The sequence below is a fragment of the Shewanella subflava genome (genome assembly GCF_025971955.1).
In the GTDB taxonomy this organism is placed as follows: domain Bacteria; phylum Pseudomonadota; class Gammaproteobacteria; order Enterobacterales; family Shewanellaceae; genus Shewanella; species Shewanella subflava.
This window is the reverse complement of the sequence record NZ_JAPDMX010000030.1, coordinates 31,907-48,745: the sequence shown is the minus strand read 5'-3', so window position 1 is coordinate 48,745 and position 16,839 is coordinate 31,907. Positions and strand designations below refer to the sequence as shown.

12 protein-coding genes are annotated in these 16,839 nt (G+C 39.1%); 9 read left to right on the top strand and 3 right to left on the bottom strand.

Features of this window, described 5'->3' with window-relative positions; all coding sequences use genetic code 11:
• Positions 1–125: 125 nt before the first annotated feature.
• Both aspS and OHT75_RS14465 read right to left on the bottom strand, forming a co-directional pair.
• The gene (aspS, locus tag OHT75_RS14470; protein ID WP_264727876.1) at positions 126–1,904 is read right to left on the bottom strand and encodes an aspartate--tRNA ligase; all 1,779 of its coding nucleotides are present in this window, start codon (positions 1,902–1,904) and stop codon (positions 126–128) included.
• A 476-nt stretch (positions 1,905–2,380) separates the two neighbouring features.
• On the bottom strand, positions 2,381–5,206 hold the full coding sequence (locus tag OHT75_RS14465; RefSeq protein WP_264727874.1) for a diguanylate cyclase domain-containing protein: 2,826 nt from the start codon (positions 5,204–5,206) through the stop codon (positions 2,381–2,383).
• A gap of 338 nt (positions 5,207–5,544) precedes the next feature.
• Between OHT75_RS14465 and cmoA the strand changes: the two genes are divergently transcribed.
• The 7 genes from cmoA to OHT75_RS14430 are packed head-to-tail and all read left to right on the top strand — an operon-like array spanning position 5,545 to position 13,392.
• Positions 5,545–6,276: a carboxy-S-adenosyl-L-methionine synthase CmoA gene (cmoA, locus tag OHT75_RS14460; protein WP_264727872.1), complete on the top strand. Its 732-nt coding sequence runs from the start codon at positions 5,545–5,547 to the stop codon at positions 6,274–6,276.
• Positions 6,273–7,265, top strand: coding sequence for a tRNA 5-methoxyuridine(34)/uridine 5-oxyacetic acid(34) synthase CmoB (gene cmoB / locus OHT75_RS14455; RefSeq protein WP_264727870.1), 993 nt, complete (start codon positions 6,273–6,275; stop codon positions 7,263–7,265). The genes cmoA and cmoB overlap by 4 nt, the downstream gene beginning before the upstream one ends.
• A 25-nt stretch (positions 7,266–7,290) precedes the next feature.
• The gene (locus OHT75_RS14450) at positions 7,291–8,067 is read left to right on the top strand and encodes an ATP-dependent zinc protease family protein (RefSeq protein ID WP_264727868.1); all 777 of its coding nucleotides are present in this window, start codon (positions 7,291–7,293) and stop codon (positions 8,065–8,067) included.
• Between the two features lie 8 nt (positions 8,068–8,075).
• Positions 8,076–9,581 carry a UUP1 family membrane protein gene (locus OHT75_RS14445; RefSeq protein WP_264727866.1) on the top strand — a complete coding sequence of 502 codons (1,506 nt, stop codon included), beginning with the start codon at positions 8,076–8,078 and terminating at the stop codon, positions 9,579–9,581.
• The gene (locus OHT75_RS14440) at positions 9,581–10,537 is read left to right on the top strand and encodes an alpha-L-glutamate ligase-like protein (protein WP_264727864.1); all 957 of its coding nucleotides are present in this window, start codon (positions 9,581–9,583) and stop codon (positions 10,535–10,537) included. Before OHT75_RS14445 ends, OHT75_RS14440 begins: the two co-directional genes overlap by 1 nt.
• On the top strand, positions 10,500–12,272 hold the full coding sequence (locus tag OHT75_RS14435) for a hypothetical protein (protein WP_264727862.1): 1,773 nt from the start codon (positions 10,500–10,502) through the stop codon (positions 12,270–12,272). Before OHT75_RS14440 ends, OHT75_RS14435 begins: the two co-directional genes overlap by 38 nt.
• Positions 12,250–13,392 (top strand): DUF3541 domain-containing protein, encoded by a 1,143-nt coding sequence (locus tag OHT75_RS14430; RefSeq protein ID WP_264727860.1) that lies wholly within the window; start codon positions 12,250–12,252, stop codon positions 13,390–13,392. Before OHT75_RS14435 ends, OHT75_RS14430 begins: the two co-directional genes overlap by 23 nt.
• Positions 13,393–13,476: 84 nt before the next feature.
• On the opposite strand, the gene OHT75_RS14425 is transcribed toward OHT75_RS14430, so the two are convergent.
• Positions 13,477–13,818: a Grx4 family monothiol glutaredoxin gene (locus OHT75_RS14425; protein WP_264727858.1), complete on the bottom strand. Its 342-nt coding sequence runs from the start codon at positions 13,816–13,818 to the stop codon at positions 13,477–13,479.
• A gap of 241 nt (positions 13,819–14,059) precedes the next feature.
• Here OHT75_RS14425 and sodB point away from each other — a divergent pair, with 241 nt between their 5' ends.
• Together sodB and OHT75_RS14415 are read left to right on the top strand one after the other, a co-directional pair.
• Complete coding sequence (sodB, locus tag OHT75_RS14420; protein ID WP_188839649.1) at positions 14,060–14,641, top strand: superoxide dismutase [Fe]; 582 nt, start codon at positions 14,060–14,062, stop codon at positions 14,639–14,641.
• A 262-nt stretch (positions 14,642–14,903) separates the two neighbouring features.
• A complete protein-coding gene (locus OHT75_RS14415) occupies positions 14,904–16,838 on the top strand; it encodes a PrkA family serine protein kinase (RefSeq protein WP_264727856.1) in 1,935 nt (644 codons plus the stop codon).
• The last annotated feature ends 1 nt before the right edge of the window (position 16,839 follow it).

Here is a 16,839-nt window from a genome sequence, read left to right as displayed (position 1 = left end):
GCAATAACTAATTCCATTGACGCAGTGTATTGACGAAATGTAATACTGAAACCAGCAACACTATAAACACAGACCGAGGCAATTGCCTCGGAATGTTAATAAAATCATAAGCATAACTGAGTAAGTTATTCTGCGTCGGCTTTGGGTTTCTCAATCACATTAATGCCTAGCTCAACAAGCTGCTGAGGGTTAGCAAAACCTGGCGCGTTGGTTAATGGACAAGCTGCTGTAGTAGTTTTTGGGAATGCCATTACATCACGAATTGAGCTTGCACCCGTCATTAACATAATGATGCGATCTAAACCAAAAGCAAGGCCAGCATGTGGTGGTGTGCCATAGCGCAATGCTTCTAATAAGAAACCAAATTTCTCTTTAGCTTCTTCTTTGTCAATGCCCAACAATTCGAATACTGTACTTTGCATTTCTGCATTATGGATACGTACCGAACCGCCGCCTAATTCACAGCCATTTAACACCATGTCGTAAGCGTCTGATACGGTATTGGCTGGGTCGAGTTTAAGTTGTTCGGCTGATACACCACGCGGCGCAGTAAATGGATGATGAACCGCATGCAGCCCCCCTTCCACTTTTTCAAACATCGGGAAATCAACAACCCAAAGTGGACGCCATTGACCTTGCAGTAAGTTAAAATCTTCACCGGCTTTAAGGCGTAATGCCCCCATAGCTTCAGCAACGATATTAGCTTTGTCTGCACCAAACAAAATAATGTCGCCCGTTTTGGCATCAGTACGGCTAATAATTTGCTTAACAATGTCTTCATTTAAGAATTTAAGCACTGGAGATTGAATACCGTCCATGCCTGCATCTAAATCATTTAGCTTCATCCAAGCTAAGCCTTTTGCGCCATAAATGCCAACAAACTTAGTGTAATCATCAATTTGCTTACGTGATAATGATGCGCCCGTTGGGATACGCAAAGCCGCTACACGCCCGTCAACGTCATTTGCTGGGCCATTGAACACGGCAAACTCAACGTCTTTCAATAAATCAGCCACATCAACAAGCTCTAAAGGATTACGTAAATCAGGCTTGTCTGAACCAAAACGACGCATCGCTTCAGCAAATGTCATACGCGGAAAGTCGCCTAAATCAACATTAAGCAAATCTTGGAATAAACCGCGCATCATCTGCTCGGTTTTTGCCATAACCTGCTCTGAGCTCATAAATGACGTTTCAATATCAATCTGAGTAAATTCAGGTTGACGATCAGCACGTAAATCCTCATCACGGAAACATTTGACGATTTGGTAGTAGCGGTCAAAGCCTGACATCATCAACAATTGTTTAAACAATTGCGGTGACTGTGGCAGTGCAAAGAATTGGCCTTTATAAGTCCGGCTAGGCACTAAATAATCACGTGCGCCTTCTGGGGTAGCTTTTGTCAAAATGGGGGTTTCAATATCTAAAAATCCATTTTTATCTAAAAAGTTACGTACATAACTGGTTACTTTTGCGCGGAAGATCAAACGCTCCGCCATTTCTGGACGACGTAAATCAAGGTAACGGTATTTTAAACGTTGTTCTTCGCTGTTGTTCTGGTAGTTGTCCATACTTAAAGGCAATGGCGCAGAAGCGTTAATTATGGTTAAGCCTTTACCTAAAATTTCTATCTCACCCGTTTTCATTTGAGTGTTAACTTGACTGTCTGGGCGAGCTCTAACAAGGCCTGTCACTTGAACACAAAATTCAGCGCGTAATGTACTTGCAACATCAAATACGTCTTTAAGATCTGGATCATATACAACTTGAACTAACCCTTCACGATCACGTAAGTCCAAGAAAACAACGCCGCCTAAGTCACGACTACGATTAACCCAACCAACTAAGGTAACTTCTTGACCCAAATGAGACTTATTGATGTCTCCACAATAATGGCTACGCATTGAACAGTATCCTTTAAATAAAAACGATTTTCGAAAAGCAAACGTTTCGCATATCAACAATGATAAAAACGGCATTATATACTTAAACAGCGTAAAGATGCTCGTTCCAGTATGAATTTATTGCTATATAAATGGCCGTAATCAGCAAAAATTGCATCTAAATTCGGCAAAGTAAAATATCAATTTAAAATAATGCGGGCAGTATCAGGCAGAACAAACAATTTAACCAGACCTACAAGGGATAATATGCAACAACTGAGCAAAAAAACGACAGAGGAAAACGCTTAAACCTAATTGGGTGGAAGTGGTTTGTTGTGTGAATTCACAGATAAATTTATCGCAAACCTGATGTTCATTGCTTTGAACCATCCTCCTTGGCCATGATGGGAAAATTTCCATTTTTTAGCAATTTTTAACTGAATTAAACCAGCACCCTGGCTGCACAAAAATACAAACCAAGCTTTCGAGGAGCACTGTTAATTATTACGATGGCGGTGTCCACCAACGCGCTTTGCTTGGTACATTAATAAATCTGCACACTTAAGTAACTCTTCTGACGTAGTGCCATCATCCGGATACATCGCAATACCAATACTTGCTGAAATTTGCACAGGTTTATCATCAATGGCAGTCACCTGCGACAGCTTTTTTAACACGGTATCGGCAAGCCTTTTACCATGGTCAATCGTGTCTAGGTTATTCAATAAGATAACAAATTCGTCGCCACCAAATCTGGCAACAAAGTCAGTGTTGCGAATAGCCCTTTTCAATAAATCAGCCACTAACTTAAGCAGCTGATCGCCTACATCATGTCCATACTCATCGTTTACAACTTTAAATCCATCTAAGTCGATAAACAAAATGGCAAACTTTGTATTGGCTTTTTGATGTAACTTTTTCGCTGATGCTAATTCTTGGTCCAGTAACGTTCTATTAGCTAAACCCGTCACATTGTCATGGTTTGCTATAAAGACCAGTTTATTTTCTGCGGCTTCACGACGGGCTATCTCAATTTTTAATCGACGATTTACCACTAATACCATCACAGCAATAACACTGACGATTAATAAACCAATAATAAGTGAATTCATCCAACGTTGATAAAATTGATTATCAGTATTGAGCTGTACATCATTCCATTTTTGATAGAGTTCTTGCTGAGTGGCTTTATCTATCGTAGCGAGTGTGCGATCAATCAAAGGTTTTAGCTCGGTTAAACCACTGAATATACCGATTCGACTTTGTTGATCTGCTAAGTCTGCTATCAAAGACAATTTTAAACTGGGATATTGACCCTTTTTCAATTTTTCCGCCAGGGTACTGACCTTTTCAACGAACATGTCAGCGTGACCATTAACAACCGCATCTAACCCTTCTTGTGTATCTGCGACAATCACGAGTGATAATTCAGGATGTAGTTGCCTTATTTGGTCGATTAATTGATAACCGTTCACCACAGCAATCTTTTTATTACTTAACTGACCAATATGAAAAATAGGTGGTTGCGCTAAATCACTGGCGACCGCCCATGGGGATGGCCAATAGGGTTCGCTGAACAATATACTTTTTTCACGCTCTGGGTTGTAAGCTAAACTGGCAACAAGTTGGATCTCACCACTTTCTAATTGTTGTAACATATCGTCAAAACGCTCAAAGGCGACAGGGATTATAGATATACCGAGGTGATTCACTAAAATAGACTTGATGTCTGAGTTAACCCCCAAAAACTCGCCATTTTTCCCCTGAAACTCCATGGGCCGCCAATCTTTTAAATAACCCATTTTTATCGCACCTAAAGTTGATAAGTAGGATTTTTGTTGATTAGATAAAATAATATGCTTCTCGATGCCACGATAGTAACGATCATCAGGATTAATAAGCCATTTACGCTCTATTTGTAAACGCTCTTCAGGTGAAATTAATTCAAAACCCGCTCGGATCCTTTTGGCTAATCCCGTGTCATCAATACGGGTTAAACTGTAGATATCTGTTGAAAATTCAATATTGGAATATTGTTTGAAATCAGTCCAAAGCTTATTGCTCAATAAATAATGAGAGGTCATGGCCGAAGATGCGATCAAACCGATGACATCCCCTTTTATTGTGGCATCAACTAATTGATCAATTGATTCATAAAAACGTAATTGAGCTTTTGGATAAAGTTTGTGAATTTCGGATATATACGGTGCAGTAGGAAAAACGCCAATACGCACATTTTCAATTTTATTCAGATCTTGTATATCATTTTTTAAACTGAAAAAACGACTTTTAATGGAGGTTAAATGCCACGCTTGTTCAAGACCCGTTCGCATTTCATTACTTTCAGGGTATCCAATATGGACATCTGCAAATCCCCGTTTTATATCCTCAACAGAGCTATTCATATCACCAACAACAAAATCGATGCTAATACCTGTTTTTTGGGACCAAAGTTTCCATAAATCGACATATAAACCATGTGGTAAACCATCATTACCGATGTCAGCATAAGGTTCAACATTGGTTTGCATTGCAATCAAAACACCGGCATTTTCTCTGTGGTATCCTAGCCAGCGTCGTTCAATTCGTTCAATTTGTTGCGCATCTATTGCTGCAAACCCTGCGTTAATGGTTGCTAATAGTGCGGGATGGCCTTTGGCTATCGCAGGTGAGATATCTGTTTTATCAATCGGTATTCGGGATGAAATATAATATTCAGTGGCAATGTTTTGCTCTAACGACATATTTCGTTGAAAACCTTCGATGCCAGCAAAGACCAATACCTCGCCGTTTACAGCGGCTAATAAAAGCGCTTCTCTATTAGGATATTTTCTAAATGAGAAATCAGTATTCATCGCCAATAAAGTCTGCTCATGGGATGAACCATCAACAATACCAATTTGATAAGGTAGTAGGTCTGTCAATCGATGCTTATCACCAATTGACTTATGCACGAACAAAAAAGTTTGTAAAGAAGATATCGGATTTGCAAAATCAAAAAAGGCTTTGCGGGAATCATTAGGACTCATACCAATATGGACATCATATTGACCATTTCTAACGCTATCTAACGATTGCTGCCAATTACGTACCTCAAATGACACTGGTATACTGGTGACTAAAGACCATTCACGCCATAGATCAACCAATATACCTGCAGGTTGACCTGAGTCGTCCAAGTATTGAAAAGGATAAGTGTCCTGCCCCATCACAATGCTGACATGGTTAATGGAGTCTTGGGTAATATCACTATTGTCTGCTGTCACATTCCAGCTATAAGTCCACAATAAAATGCAGAATAGTAATCGTCCGATTAATTTCAAGTGGTGTCCCTATCTACTTTCTGGCATATGCCACAAAAAATCGTATGAGTAAATAATACTTCAAGATGAACTGAATCATACCTGAATAATTTCAACAGCTTAGCAACCATACTTTCGGTAAACTGTATTATTTTAATTGTTTTTTGTCAAAATATCTTAAAAAAAACCAAAAGCATACTTCTATTTGCATGTATTAAGTTTGTTCCAGTAAAAATCACAGATACTATAACCATCATAGATAGGCAAGGTAATAAAAAATAATAAATTTTTACTCAATACTTGCTGCAATTTGCTTTGATTGGCTAAAATAGCATTAGAATTTTACAAAATCGCATTACATGAACTCTGAACTCGACAACATCTACGCTACAGCGAACGCTCAAGTCGCTGATTTTGTTTTTGATAAAAAAGTCGCTGGCGTATTCAATGATATGATACGTCGTTCCGTACCAGGTTATGGTCAAATCATTAATACTATTGGTGATTTTGCCCAGTCTTTTGTAACCCACAATTCCAATGTTTACGATTTAGGCTGTTCTCTAGGCTCTGCAACGTTAAGTATTAGGCGTCAAATTGATCAAAGACACTGCAAAATTATCGCTGTGGACAATAGCGAATCAATGATACAACGTTGTCATGAGAACTTATCTGCTTATGTCAGTGACACTCAAGTTGAGTTGATCTGTGGTGACATCAGAGATATTACATTCCAAAACGCCTCTATGGTGGTGTTGAATTTTACGCTGCAATTCCTTCCCGTGGCAGATAGAGACGCCTTAATTAATAATATTTATCAGGGTATGTTACCTGGGGGGATCCTGGTGCTATCTGAAAAGCTTCGCTTTCAAGATGAGACGATTCAACAACTACTCGATAAGCATCATTTAGACTTTAAACGAGCCAATGGCTACAGCGAATTGGAAATCAGTCAAAAAAGAAGTGCGTTAGAAAATGTGATGCGTCCAGATACCCTCGAACATCATACCAAACGATTTAGCGACTGCGGTTTTAGCCACTCAACGGTTTGGTTTCAGTGTTTCAATTTTGCGTCCATGGTTGCGATTAAATGATAAGTTTTAGTGGATTTTATAAACAAATAGCCGATTCTAGCCTTCAACATTGGTTAGAAACATTGCCGTCAATATTGGGCAATTGGCAGCGGGAACACAAGCACGGCACTTTTCCTAAATGGGAAAAAGTACTCAATAAACTGCATTATCCCGCGCCAGACATCATTAATTTTAGTTCAGGTGTGACTATTGGCAGTGGTCAGCAGCTTTGTGCAGGTGAAACAGAAAAGCTGACCAATTTATTAGGTATCTTCAAACCTTGGCGTAAAGGCCCTTTTTCGATACATGGGATTCAAATCGATACAGAATGGCGAAGTGATTGGAAATGGGATAGAGTTAAGCCTCACCTTTCGCCATTAAAAAATAGAACAGTATTAGATGTTGGCTGTGGAAGTGGATATCATATGTGGCGTATGTATGGTGAGGGGGCTAAATGCGTTGTTGGCATTGACCCTTCGCCGTTATTTTTATGCCAATTTGAAGCAGTTAAACGGTTAGCTGGGCAGCAACATCCTGTTCATTTATTGCCTTTGGGTATTGAAGAACTTCCCCCTTTAGATGCATTTGATACTGTATTTTCAATGGGGGTGCTTTATCATAGGCGCTCGCCAATTGACCATATTATGCAATTACGTGATCAATTGCGAATGGGCGGAGAGTTAGTGCTCGAAACGCTGGTAATAGATGGTGACGAAAATGCTGTCTTAGTTCCCAGTGACAGATACGGCAAAATGAACAACGTTTGGTTTTTACCTTCCGTTGAAGCGTTAATGCTGTGGTTAAGAAAATGTGATTTTACCAATGTGAGATGTGTGGATGTGGATATAACATCTCTTGCAGAACAACGAAGTACACAATGGATGCAAAATGAATCCCTAGTAGATTATCTCGACCCAAATGACGTAAGCTTAACGGTTGAAGGTTATCCAGCACCAAAAAGAGCAATAATAATTGCGACTAAAAATCAACCTAATTTAGATTTAATTTAACTCACAATATTCAACAGGAATTGACATGTTTAAGCAGGCACTTGCACTATCCATTGCGGCAATACTTGTCTCGGGTTGTACAGCAACTCAACAACCTAGCACACCTACAATTACTAATACTGACTTGAACACGACCCTACAGTCTTCTCAAGTGCAAATTATTTCTGCCTTTCACGAGCAATGTAGCCAACAGTCTGAAGATATAAATGAATTATCAGCTGAACTACGTAAGCTAAAAACTCAAGTCAGTGAAGCAATGGCACAATCGCAAAAAGTACGCGTTGTGGCAGCACCGCTCCCTACTCCTCGTCCAGTTGCGGTTCCTGCACAATGCCCTGAGGCATTAGTCGGTGAAAAGTTTTTACTTGGTGAAGTAGAAAGTGTTTACATTGATGAGGTCAAAACTAAGTTTGCAACACGCATTGATACGGGCGCAGAATCATCGTCTTTAGATGCGCGCAACATTGTCTTATTTGAGCGTAATGGCGAAGAATGGGTTCGTTTTGATGTAATGACAAACGGCCCAGATCAACCAGGTAATACCTTTGAATCCAAAGTGGAACGCTTTGTCAAAATTAAACAAGATGTTGAAAGCGGTGATGATCGTCGTCCGGTTATCCACGCACATTTAAAAATTGGTAAATATTCAGCCGAAACGGACTTAAATCTTACTGACAGAAGTCATTTAGATTATCCATTATTGCTTGGCCGTAAATTTATGAAAGACATTGCCATTGTCGATGTAGGTCAAATCTACATTCACGGTAAAGCTAAAAACCAAGTCACAACCCTAATTAAATAGGCTAACAAATGCATTCTCGTAAACCGTTTTATATATTCGTTATTTTGCTGTTTGTTACCGGCATCGGTGCCAGTATTTACCGTGGTATGGAGCACAATGTGCCTTTTTTACCCGGTGAGCAGGTTCAAAGTTGGGCTATTGACGCCAAAATCAGTTTCAATGGCCGTAACAAACCTGCAGAAGTGCAGTTCTCATTACCTAATGATCCAGCATTTGATATTTTAGTTGAAAATACCACATCTCCAGGTTACGGCTTAACCATTACCGATGATGTAAATCGTAAAGCGATTTGGTCAATTAGAGAAGCGTCTGGTCCGCAATCATTATTTTATCGTGTGACGCTTGTTCCAACTGGAAAATTAGCACTCCATGCTGAACAAGCTCCCGCCGATACTGAACTGTATCTTTGGCCTGCAACTGAAAAAACCGCTGCAGAGCAAATTGTTGAAGATGTATGGAGCCGCAGTGCGACAAATCTTTCTTTCGCAAAACAGTTAATGACATTGATTAATGATGATAATCAAAGTCAAAACATGTCTTTATTATTATCGACCAATACGTCAACCAAACTGTTTTTACAAATGCTGCATACCAAAGGCGTACCTGCACGTTATGTCAGCGGTTTATTACTTGAAGATCAACGTCGTCGTCAGCAGTTAACCACTTATGTGCAAGTGTACCAAGATGGTGAGTGGCATTTATTTGATGTTCAGAACAACAAGCAAGGCCGTGATAACAATCTTGTACTGTGGGAATATGCTGGTGGGTCAGTATTAGAAGTCATGGGTGGAAGTAACTCTTTAGTTAACTTCTCGATGTTACAAGATACGCGCTCTGCATTAGCCACATCAATTGATATGATGATGACAGATGATGCATTGGACTTTTCTTTGTATCAATTACCCCTTGAAGAGCAAAGCCTGTTCAAAGGAATCTTGTTAATCCCGATTGGTGTTTTAGTGGTGGTATTTTTGCGCGTGATTGTCGGGATTAAGACATCGGGTACCTTTATGCCGGTACTAATTGCAATGGCCTTTATTCAAACCACCCTATTAACCGGATTAATTGGCTTCCTGTTAATTGTATCTTTTGGTTTGATGATCCGCTCTTATTTATCAACACTCAACCTGTTGCTGATATCACGAATATCCGCGGTAATTATCGTGGTGATATTTATTATCGGTTTGTTCACATTAATTTCATTCAAATTAGGACTCAGTGAAGGATTAACCGTCACATTCTTCCCAATGATCATTCTTGCTTGGACGATTGAGCGCATGTCAATTTTATGGGAAGAAGAAGGCCCTAAAAAAGTATTTGTGTCAGGTGGTGGTAGTTTATTTGTGGCGACCATCGCTTATTTAGCAATGAGTAATGAATTAGTACAACATTGGGTATTTAACTTCTTAGGTATTCACTTAGTTATTCTTGCGCTAGTGCTTGTTATGGGGCAGTACACAGGTTACCGCTTAACAGAGCTAAAACGCTTTAAACCCTTAGTGGGAGAGAAGTAATGAAGTATGCCTGGCCTTGGGAACTGAGCCGCGCTGGCGTGCTTAACATGAACAAGCGAAACATCAGTTATATTGGTCGTTATAATCCACGCAAGCACTACAAGCGAGTGGATGACAAGCTGATCACGAAACAATTGGCGTTAGCCAATGGTATTGCTGTGCCGGATCTCATCGGCGTAGTTAAAGAGCAGCATGACATAGAACAAATACCAAACATGGTATTAGGCAGATCGGGTTTCGTGATTAAGCCTGCTAAAGGCTCCGGTGGTAAGGGCATTCTGGTCATTACCCGAGTTGAAAATGGCCGCTATTACAAAGCTAACGGTAACGAAGTTACCCCCAATGAAATCTATCGCCATGTTTCAAATACACTCAGTGGTTTATTTTCTCTGGGGGGGAAACCGGATGTCGCATTAATTGAGGGATTAATTGAATTTGATCCTATATTCAACGGTGTGAGCTATGAGGGTGTACCGGACATTCGTTTGATTGTATTTAAAGGCTTTCCAGTAATGGGAATGTTACGTTGTTCAACCGCGGCCTCTGATGGAAAAGCAAACTTACACCAAGGTGCTGTAGGGATTGGATTAGACATTGCCACTGGCAGAAGCTTGCATGCAGTACAGTTTGATGTGCCTGTGGATAAACATCCCGACACCCATTTTCCATTATCTAATATTCAAGTTCCCCACTGGGAAACCTTACTTCATACCGCTTCTAGTGCCTATGAAATGTGTGAACTTGGTTATTTAGGTACCGATATGGTGCTGGATAAAAATCGTGGTCCCTTGCTATTAGAATTAAACGCCCGCCCAGGGTTAACAATTCAAATTGCCAACGGTAAGGGAATTCTACCCCGCCTTAAACATGTAGAGTCATTAAAAGGCGCTGCCATGTCAGTTGAGCAACGAGTAGAATATGCGAAAAAGCATTTTTGCGATAAGCCTCTTTTTTAATTTTTTAGCCACGGCAATCGTCGTGGCTAATCCTTTAAATCTGTTTGTTGATCAATGTCTGCAATTTAATGCCTTACAAGAGATTGCCATTCCACAGGAGTGGCAATTATCATCAAATGCCTTCACCTCCCCTAAATTCGCGTCTGACAATTCATTAGTCAGATTCGAATCAAGTTTACTTTCTCTTAATAATTTAAATGATCGTAATAACTACTATAGAAGTTTGACCAAACAAACAGAATTACAGCAGCAACTTCTTAATTGCCAGGTACATTTAGCTGATGAATTGTCAGTATTGTTCAAAAATATTGATGCCGAGAAATTAAACCAAGATTTACGCCTACGTAGTCAAATCGATGCTAATGGTATGTCTACGCTTTATGTTAAAACGATACTGCACTTACAACAGCAACAATTGGCATACGATGTAAAATCACAGTTACATAGCTTACAAGCCAGTATTAGCCATTATTTTGCTCAAAATTTTCAATTTGATGTTGCTCAAGGCTGTGTATTACCAGAATTTTTTGAAAATGATGATAAACCTTCTTTAAAAGCATCCACCGAATCAAATGTCGCACGTTATCTAATATCACAGCCAGATAGAAAATGTCGTCAACAAGCCTGGTTTGCCTACCAAACACGGGTTAAAAGCCATAATCAATTAAACCTGTTAGCGTTGCACAAGCTGAGAACGGATTTGGCTCACAAACAAGGCTTTGCTAATTTCGCAGATTATCAATTATCGATGCAAGGTTTAACTGCCTCACAGTTAACGTTATTTCTTGATAGCCAGACAATCAATATTGAAATGGCACCTTGGGATTTGCCTAGCGCACTGCAAGCATTACCAAAAGTTGCAGTAAAGCCGCATGAATCATTATTGGTATTAGAACAAATGTTTGCGCAGTTAAGCGCATTTGAATTGCGTTTTGAGCTAATTTCAACAACCGATAATGCGTTACGTCTTTATCGAGTATGGCTAAGTGAAAGATTACTCGGTGAAATGTACGTTGAGTTAAATCAACATACGGGCAAAATTAGCCACCACAGAATCAAACAAGCGGTGATTGGTCATCAAGTCGGCCAGTACGCACTTAAAATGCCATTAACGCTAGCAAGTGTTCAACATTACAATGATTTGATATTTATCGTCGCTGACACCATTAATCAGCTAGCAAAAGGTAGTGTGTTTTATTATTTAAATCAGCAAGATATTTCGTTAACTAACCAACAGTTAGGTAGCTATTGGTTAGCAACTTGGTTAACAGATACATTGTCATTTGAACATACAAGCTCACCAAGAGTAAAATTACTACAATCGTTTACCCAACAACAACGCATCTTTAGAACCAAAGTGGCGCTATTGTTTTATCAGCAAGCTGATCTTTCAAATTACCTTCTTCATGAATCAAGCCTGCATCAAAGAGTGTCAAAAGCTTTCAATGACAGTTTTGGAGTACCGTGGATAAATGGTGCAAATGCAATATTTAGTTATCAGGCTATTGCTAATCAAGGGATTAGTTATTATCTTCTGCTGTGGCAAGAAACACTGGCGCAGTTAATCCACAACCAAATGCTTTCCAGCAGTCAAGCCAAGGAAATCTTTGATGTGCTCATTGTTAATGAGCACAATCGAACCATTTATGATCAATTGTCTGTTATTTTCAATCAGCCAATGGATTTTGAAAACCTATTACGGAGAATTAATTATGCTGGCACTAAGCAAGAGTAAAACACTCTCGTTAGTTGCATTATCCGCTGCGTTACTTAGCAGCAGTTTATTTGCCAAAGAACCCTATGTTAATCCAGAACACAATTTAACTGGCGAACAAGTTTATCAACAACTTAAAACTAATCTTGAAACCAACTTGTATTCATTGCCACCCCGTGTACAAGGGCATTATGCCATCCGTCAATTCCGCATGACTGGCGATGAAAAATACGCAAATGGTGCATTAATCGATCTGTTAACAATTGCAGAGCGTCAAGCGTATTACGCATGTAATTTGGATAAACCAAATTTTATTGAAACTGAATCTGCACTCGCAGGCAGCAAACTGGGTAAAGGTCCACGAGGTAAAGCCCGTAAAAAAGCCATTGTGCCTTATCCAAAGTTTATGTTGTTAAGCGATACCCTACTTCGTTATTCGAGTCGTATTGATGAGTTTGGCTTTACAGGCCCTTGTCATGACTTAATGATAAAAACATTAAAAGAGCATGATTTTACCCCTGCATTTACTGATAAGAAAATGATCAAGTCTTGGGCTGCACAGTTAATTAACTATGTATTCTGGGCAAAGCAAATTGGTGTGGGTGACTACTACCCTGCTTATAAAGCGGCATTCATCAAAACTTATCCAGATAGTAAAGATGCAAAATTATCTAAAGGCCAATTTAAAAACAAAATCTATGGCATGACGCACTTTATCTTTGCTGCCAGTGAATACTATCAATACCAGGTCGATCCAAAAGAGTATCAATGGATCTTAGATTACTTTGAAAAGAATATTGACAGAATTATTGCCGATACCACTGAAGATATTACAACAGAGGTGGGTATTAGTTTCTTAATAACCGGTCATAAAAATCATCCCGTTACCCAAAAAGTGAAGGACTATATTATTTCCTCTTACAACCCAGAAATGCAGATGATTCCATCACCATCTGGAAAAGCTGACTTAGCAACGGGGGAGCACAGAAACGTGTTAGCTATGATGTTACTTGATTGGCCAGACACACTTCACCCTGGTCCATATTTAGCAGATATCAAGAGTACTAAGAAAAATTTACCACGTCTTGTTAATGTCAAAACCGAAGATAACAAAGCCGTGATAAAACCGACATTGCACTAACAACTTAATTTTAGTGGCTGATGCTCAACAAAAAACCCAATGCTTGCATTGGGTTTTTTATGACTCGAATATTAAATCTGCAGATTATTCTGCAGCGTCTTCTGTACGGTATTTATCAGCTGTAGCTTTGATGATTGGCTGAAGCTCACCCTTTTGGAACATCTCTGTGACGATATCACAACCACCAATCAACTCGCCTTCAATCCATAATTGAGGGAATGTTGGCCAATTTGCATATTTAGGTAATTCAGCACGAATATCTGGGTGCTGTAAAATATCCACGAAAGCAAACTGTTCGCCACAGTTAATCATCACCTGTGCAACTTGTGAAGAAAAACCACAACTAGGTAATTTAGGAGAGCCTTTCATGTAAACAATGATTGGGTTTTCACTGATCTGCTGTTTAATTTTTTCTACAGTTTCCATTTTAATTCCTAATGGTAGACAAAGTATGAATAGCTAGAATGCCTATATTGTACGACACCTTGCGCAATAACAAAATGCTACAGTTTGTAAGGGTATAGATTAATTCAACTATTGAATCGTCTTAATCGGTATTATTCAAGAAACAATGATTCACATCACAAAAATAATCAGTACAATAGCTGCAGAGCAATGTACCAATTAGGTATAAAAACGATAAACCTAAATCCATGGAGAGAGACTAATGGCTTTCGAATTACCAGCATTACCTTATGCAAAGAACGCACTAGAACCACATATTTCTCAAGAAACAATTGAGTACCACTATGGTAAGCATCACAATACTTATGTTGTAAAATTAAATGGTTTAGTTGAAGGAACCGAGTTTGCTGGAAAAAGCTTAGAAGAAGTTGTTAAAACTTCTACTGGTGGTATGTTCAACAACGCAGCACAAGTTTGGAACCACACTTTTTATTGGAACTGTTTAGCCCCTAACGCAGGTGGCGCAGCAACGGGTTCAATCGCTGCAGCTATTGATGCATCTTTTGGCTCTTTTGAAGAATTCAAAGCAAAATTTACCGATTCTGCAGTCAACAACTTCGGTAGTGCATGGACTTGGTTAGTTAAAAAAGCTGATGGTTCATTAGCAATTGTTAACACCAGTAATGCAGCAACACCGTTAACTGATGAATCAGTTACCCCATTACTGACTGTTGACGTTTGGGAACATGCATATTACGTTGATTACCGTAATGCACGTCCAGAATACTTAAACCATTTCTGGCAATTAGTTAACTGGGAATTTGTGAACAGCAACTTTGCATAATCACAATTACCATTAACTTTCAAAGGAGCCTTAGGGCTCCTTTTTTGTATCTGTCAGTGTGTCCATAATAAATGCAACTATTGCAATTGCTACGTTTATCGTTGTTTTATAAACAATTATTTATAATTATCTTGCACAGTTTTCTATTTTTTATCCTAAACTCAATATGTAGAGGCCAAAATGATAGTTTGGTTAACACCCCAAATTAACTTATGCCTCACATTATGTTGCCATCCCGGCATTGATGTTTTAGGGGGTTATTATGGGCATTTTCGAACACTACCAACAACGTTACGAGAAAAAGCTTGATGAGGAATATACCTTAGAGCAGTTTCTTGAAATTTGTAAGCAGGATAAGAGTGCTTACGTATCCGCAGCTGAGCGTTTATTGATGGCTATTGGTGAACCTGAAGTTGTCGATACCTCAAAAAATTCGGTATTAAGCCGCATTTTTTCAAACCGGCTTATTTCCCGTTACCCTGCCTTTAAAGATTTTTATGGCATGGAAGAAGCGATTGAGCAAATCGTGTCTTACCTTAAACATTCTGCACAGGGATTAGAAGAGTCTAAACAAATATTGTATTTACTTGGGCCTGTAGGGGGTGGGAAATCATCTCTGGCGGAAAAGCTTAAATCACTGATTCAACATGTCCCTATTTATATTTTAAGCGCTAATGGTATGCGCAGTCCGGTTAATGACCATCCTTTCTGTTTGTTCGATTTAGAAGAGGACGGCGCCTTATTACAACAAGAATATAATATCCCTCACCGCTACTTGAAAACCATCATGTCCCCTTGGACAGTTAAACGTTTGCATGAGTTTGGTGGTGATATTTCTAAGTTTAGAGTGGTTAAAGTTTATCCTTCTATTCTAGATCAAATCGGTATTGCTAAAACCGAACCTGGGGATGAAAACAATCAAGATATTTCTGCATTAGTCGGTAAAGTTGATATTCGTCAATTAGAGCATTTTTCTCAAGATGATGCCGATGCTTACGCATACTCAGGAGCATTGTGTCGGGCAAATCAAGGGTTGATGGAATTTGTAGAGATGTTCAAAGCACCGATAAAAGTGTTACATCCACTATTAACCGCCACTCAAGAAGGCAATTATAACGGGACTGAAGGCTTGTCAGCTTTGCCTTATACAGGAATAATTTTGGCTCACAGTAACGAGTCGGAATGGTCAACCTTTAGAAATAATAAGAATAATGAAGCCTTTTTAGATCGTGTGTATATCGTTAAAGTCCCCTATTGCTTGAGGGTATCAGAAGAAATTGAAATTTATCAAAAATTATTAACAAATTCAGAGCTATCTAAATCGCCTTGTGCACCAGGTACATTAGAAACCCTTGCGCAATTTAGTGTGTTATCTCGCATTAAACCGCCAGAAAATTCGTCTATATATTCAAAAATGCGGGTCTATAACGGTGAAAGCTTAAAAGACACCGATCCGAAAGCCAAATCGTATCAGGAATACCGAGATTACGCCGGTGTCGATGAAGGCATGAATGGCCTATCAACTCGATTTTCCTTTAAAATTCTATCCAAAGTTTTTAATTTTGATCACACTGAAATTGCAGCTAATCCTGTGCACTTATTCTATGTGCTTGAAAAACAAATAGAGCAGGAACAGTTTCCAAATGAGCTTAGTGAGCGCTATTTAGAGTTTTTAAAAGGCTATCTTATTCCTAAATATGTTGAATTTATCGGTAAAGAGATCCAAACCGCCTACCTCGAATCTTACTCCGAATATGGTCAAAACATTTTCGACCGTTATGTCACTTATGCTGATTTTTGGATCCAAGATCAAGAATATCGTGACCCAGAAACAGGGCAGCTTTTCGATCGCGGTGCATTAAATGCTGAATTGGAAAAAATTGAAAAACCTGCGGGAATAAGCAATCCAAAAGATTTTCGCAATGAAATTGTCAACTTTGTACTTCGAGCGAGAGCTAATAATGAAGGAAACAACCCACTGTGGACAAGTTACGAAAAACTTCGCACCGTGATTGAAAAGAAAATGTTCTCTAATACGGAAGATTTATTGCCTGTGATTTCGTTTAACGGCAAAACATCAAACGATGACCAACGAAAACACGATGATTTTGTCAATCGCATGATGGATAAAGGCTATACCAAGAAGCAAGTGAGATTGCTATCAGAATGGTATTTACGTGTGCGTAAATCATCATAAC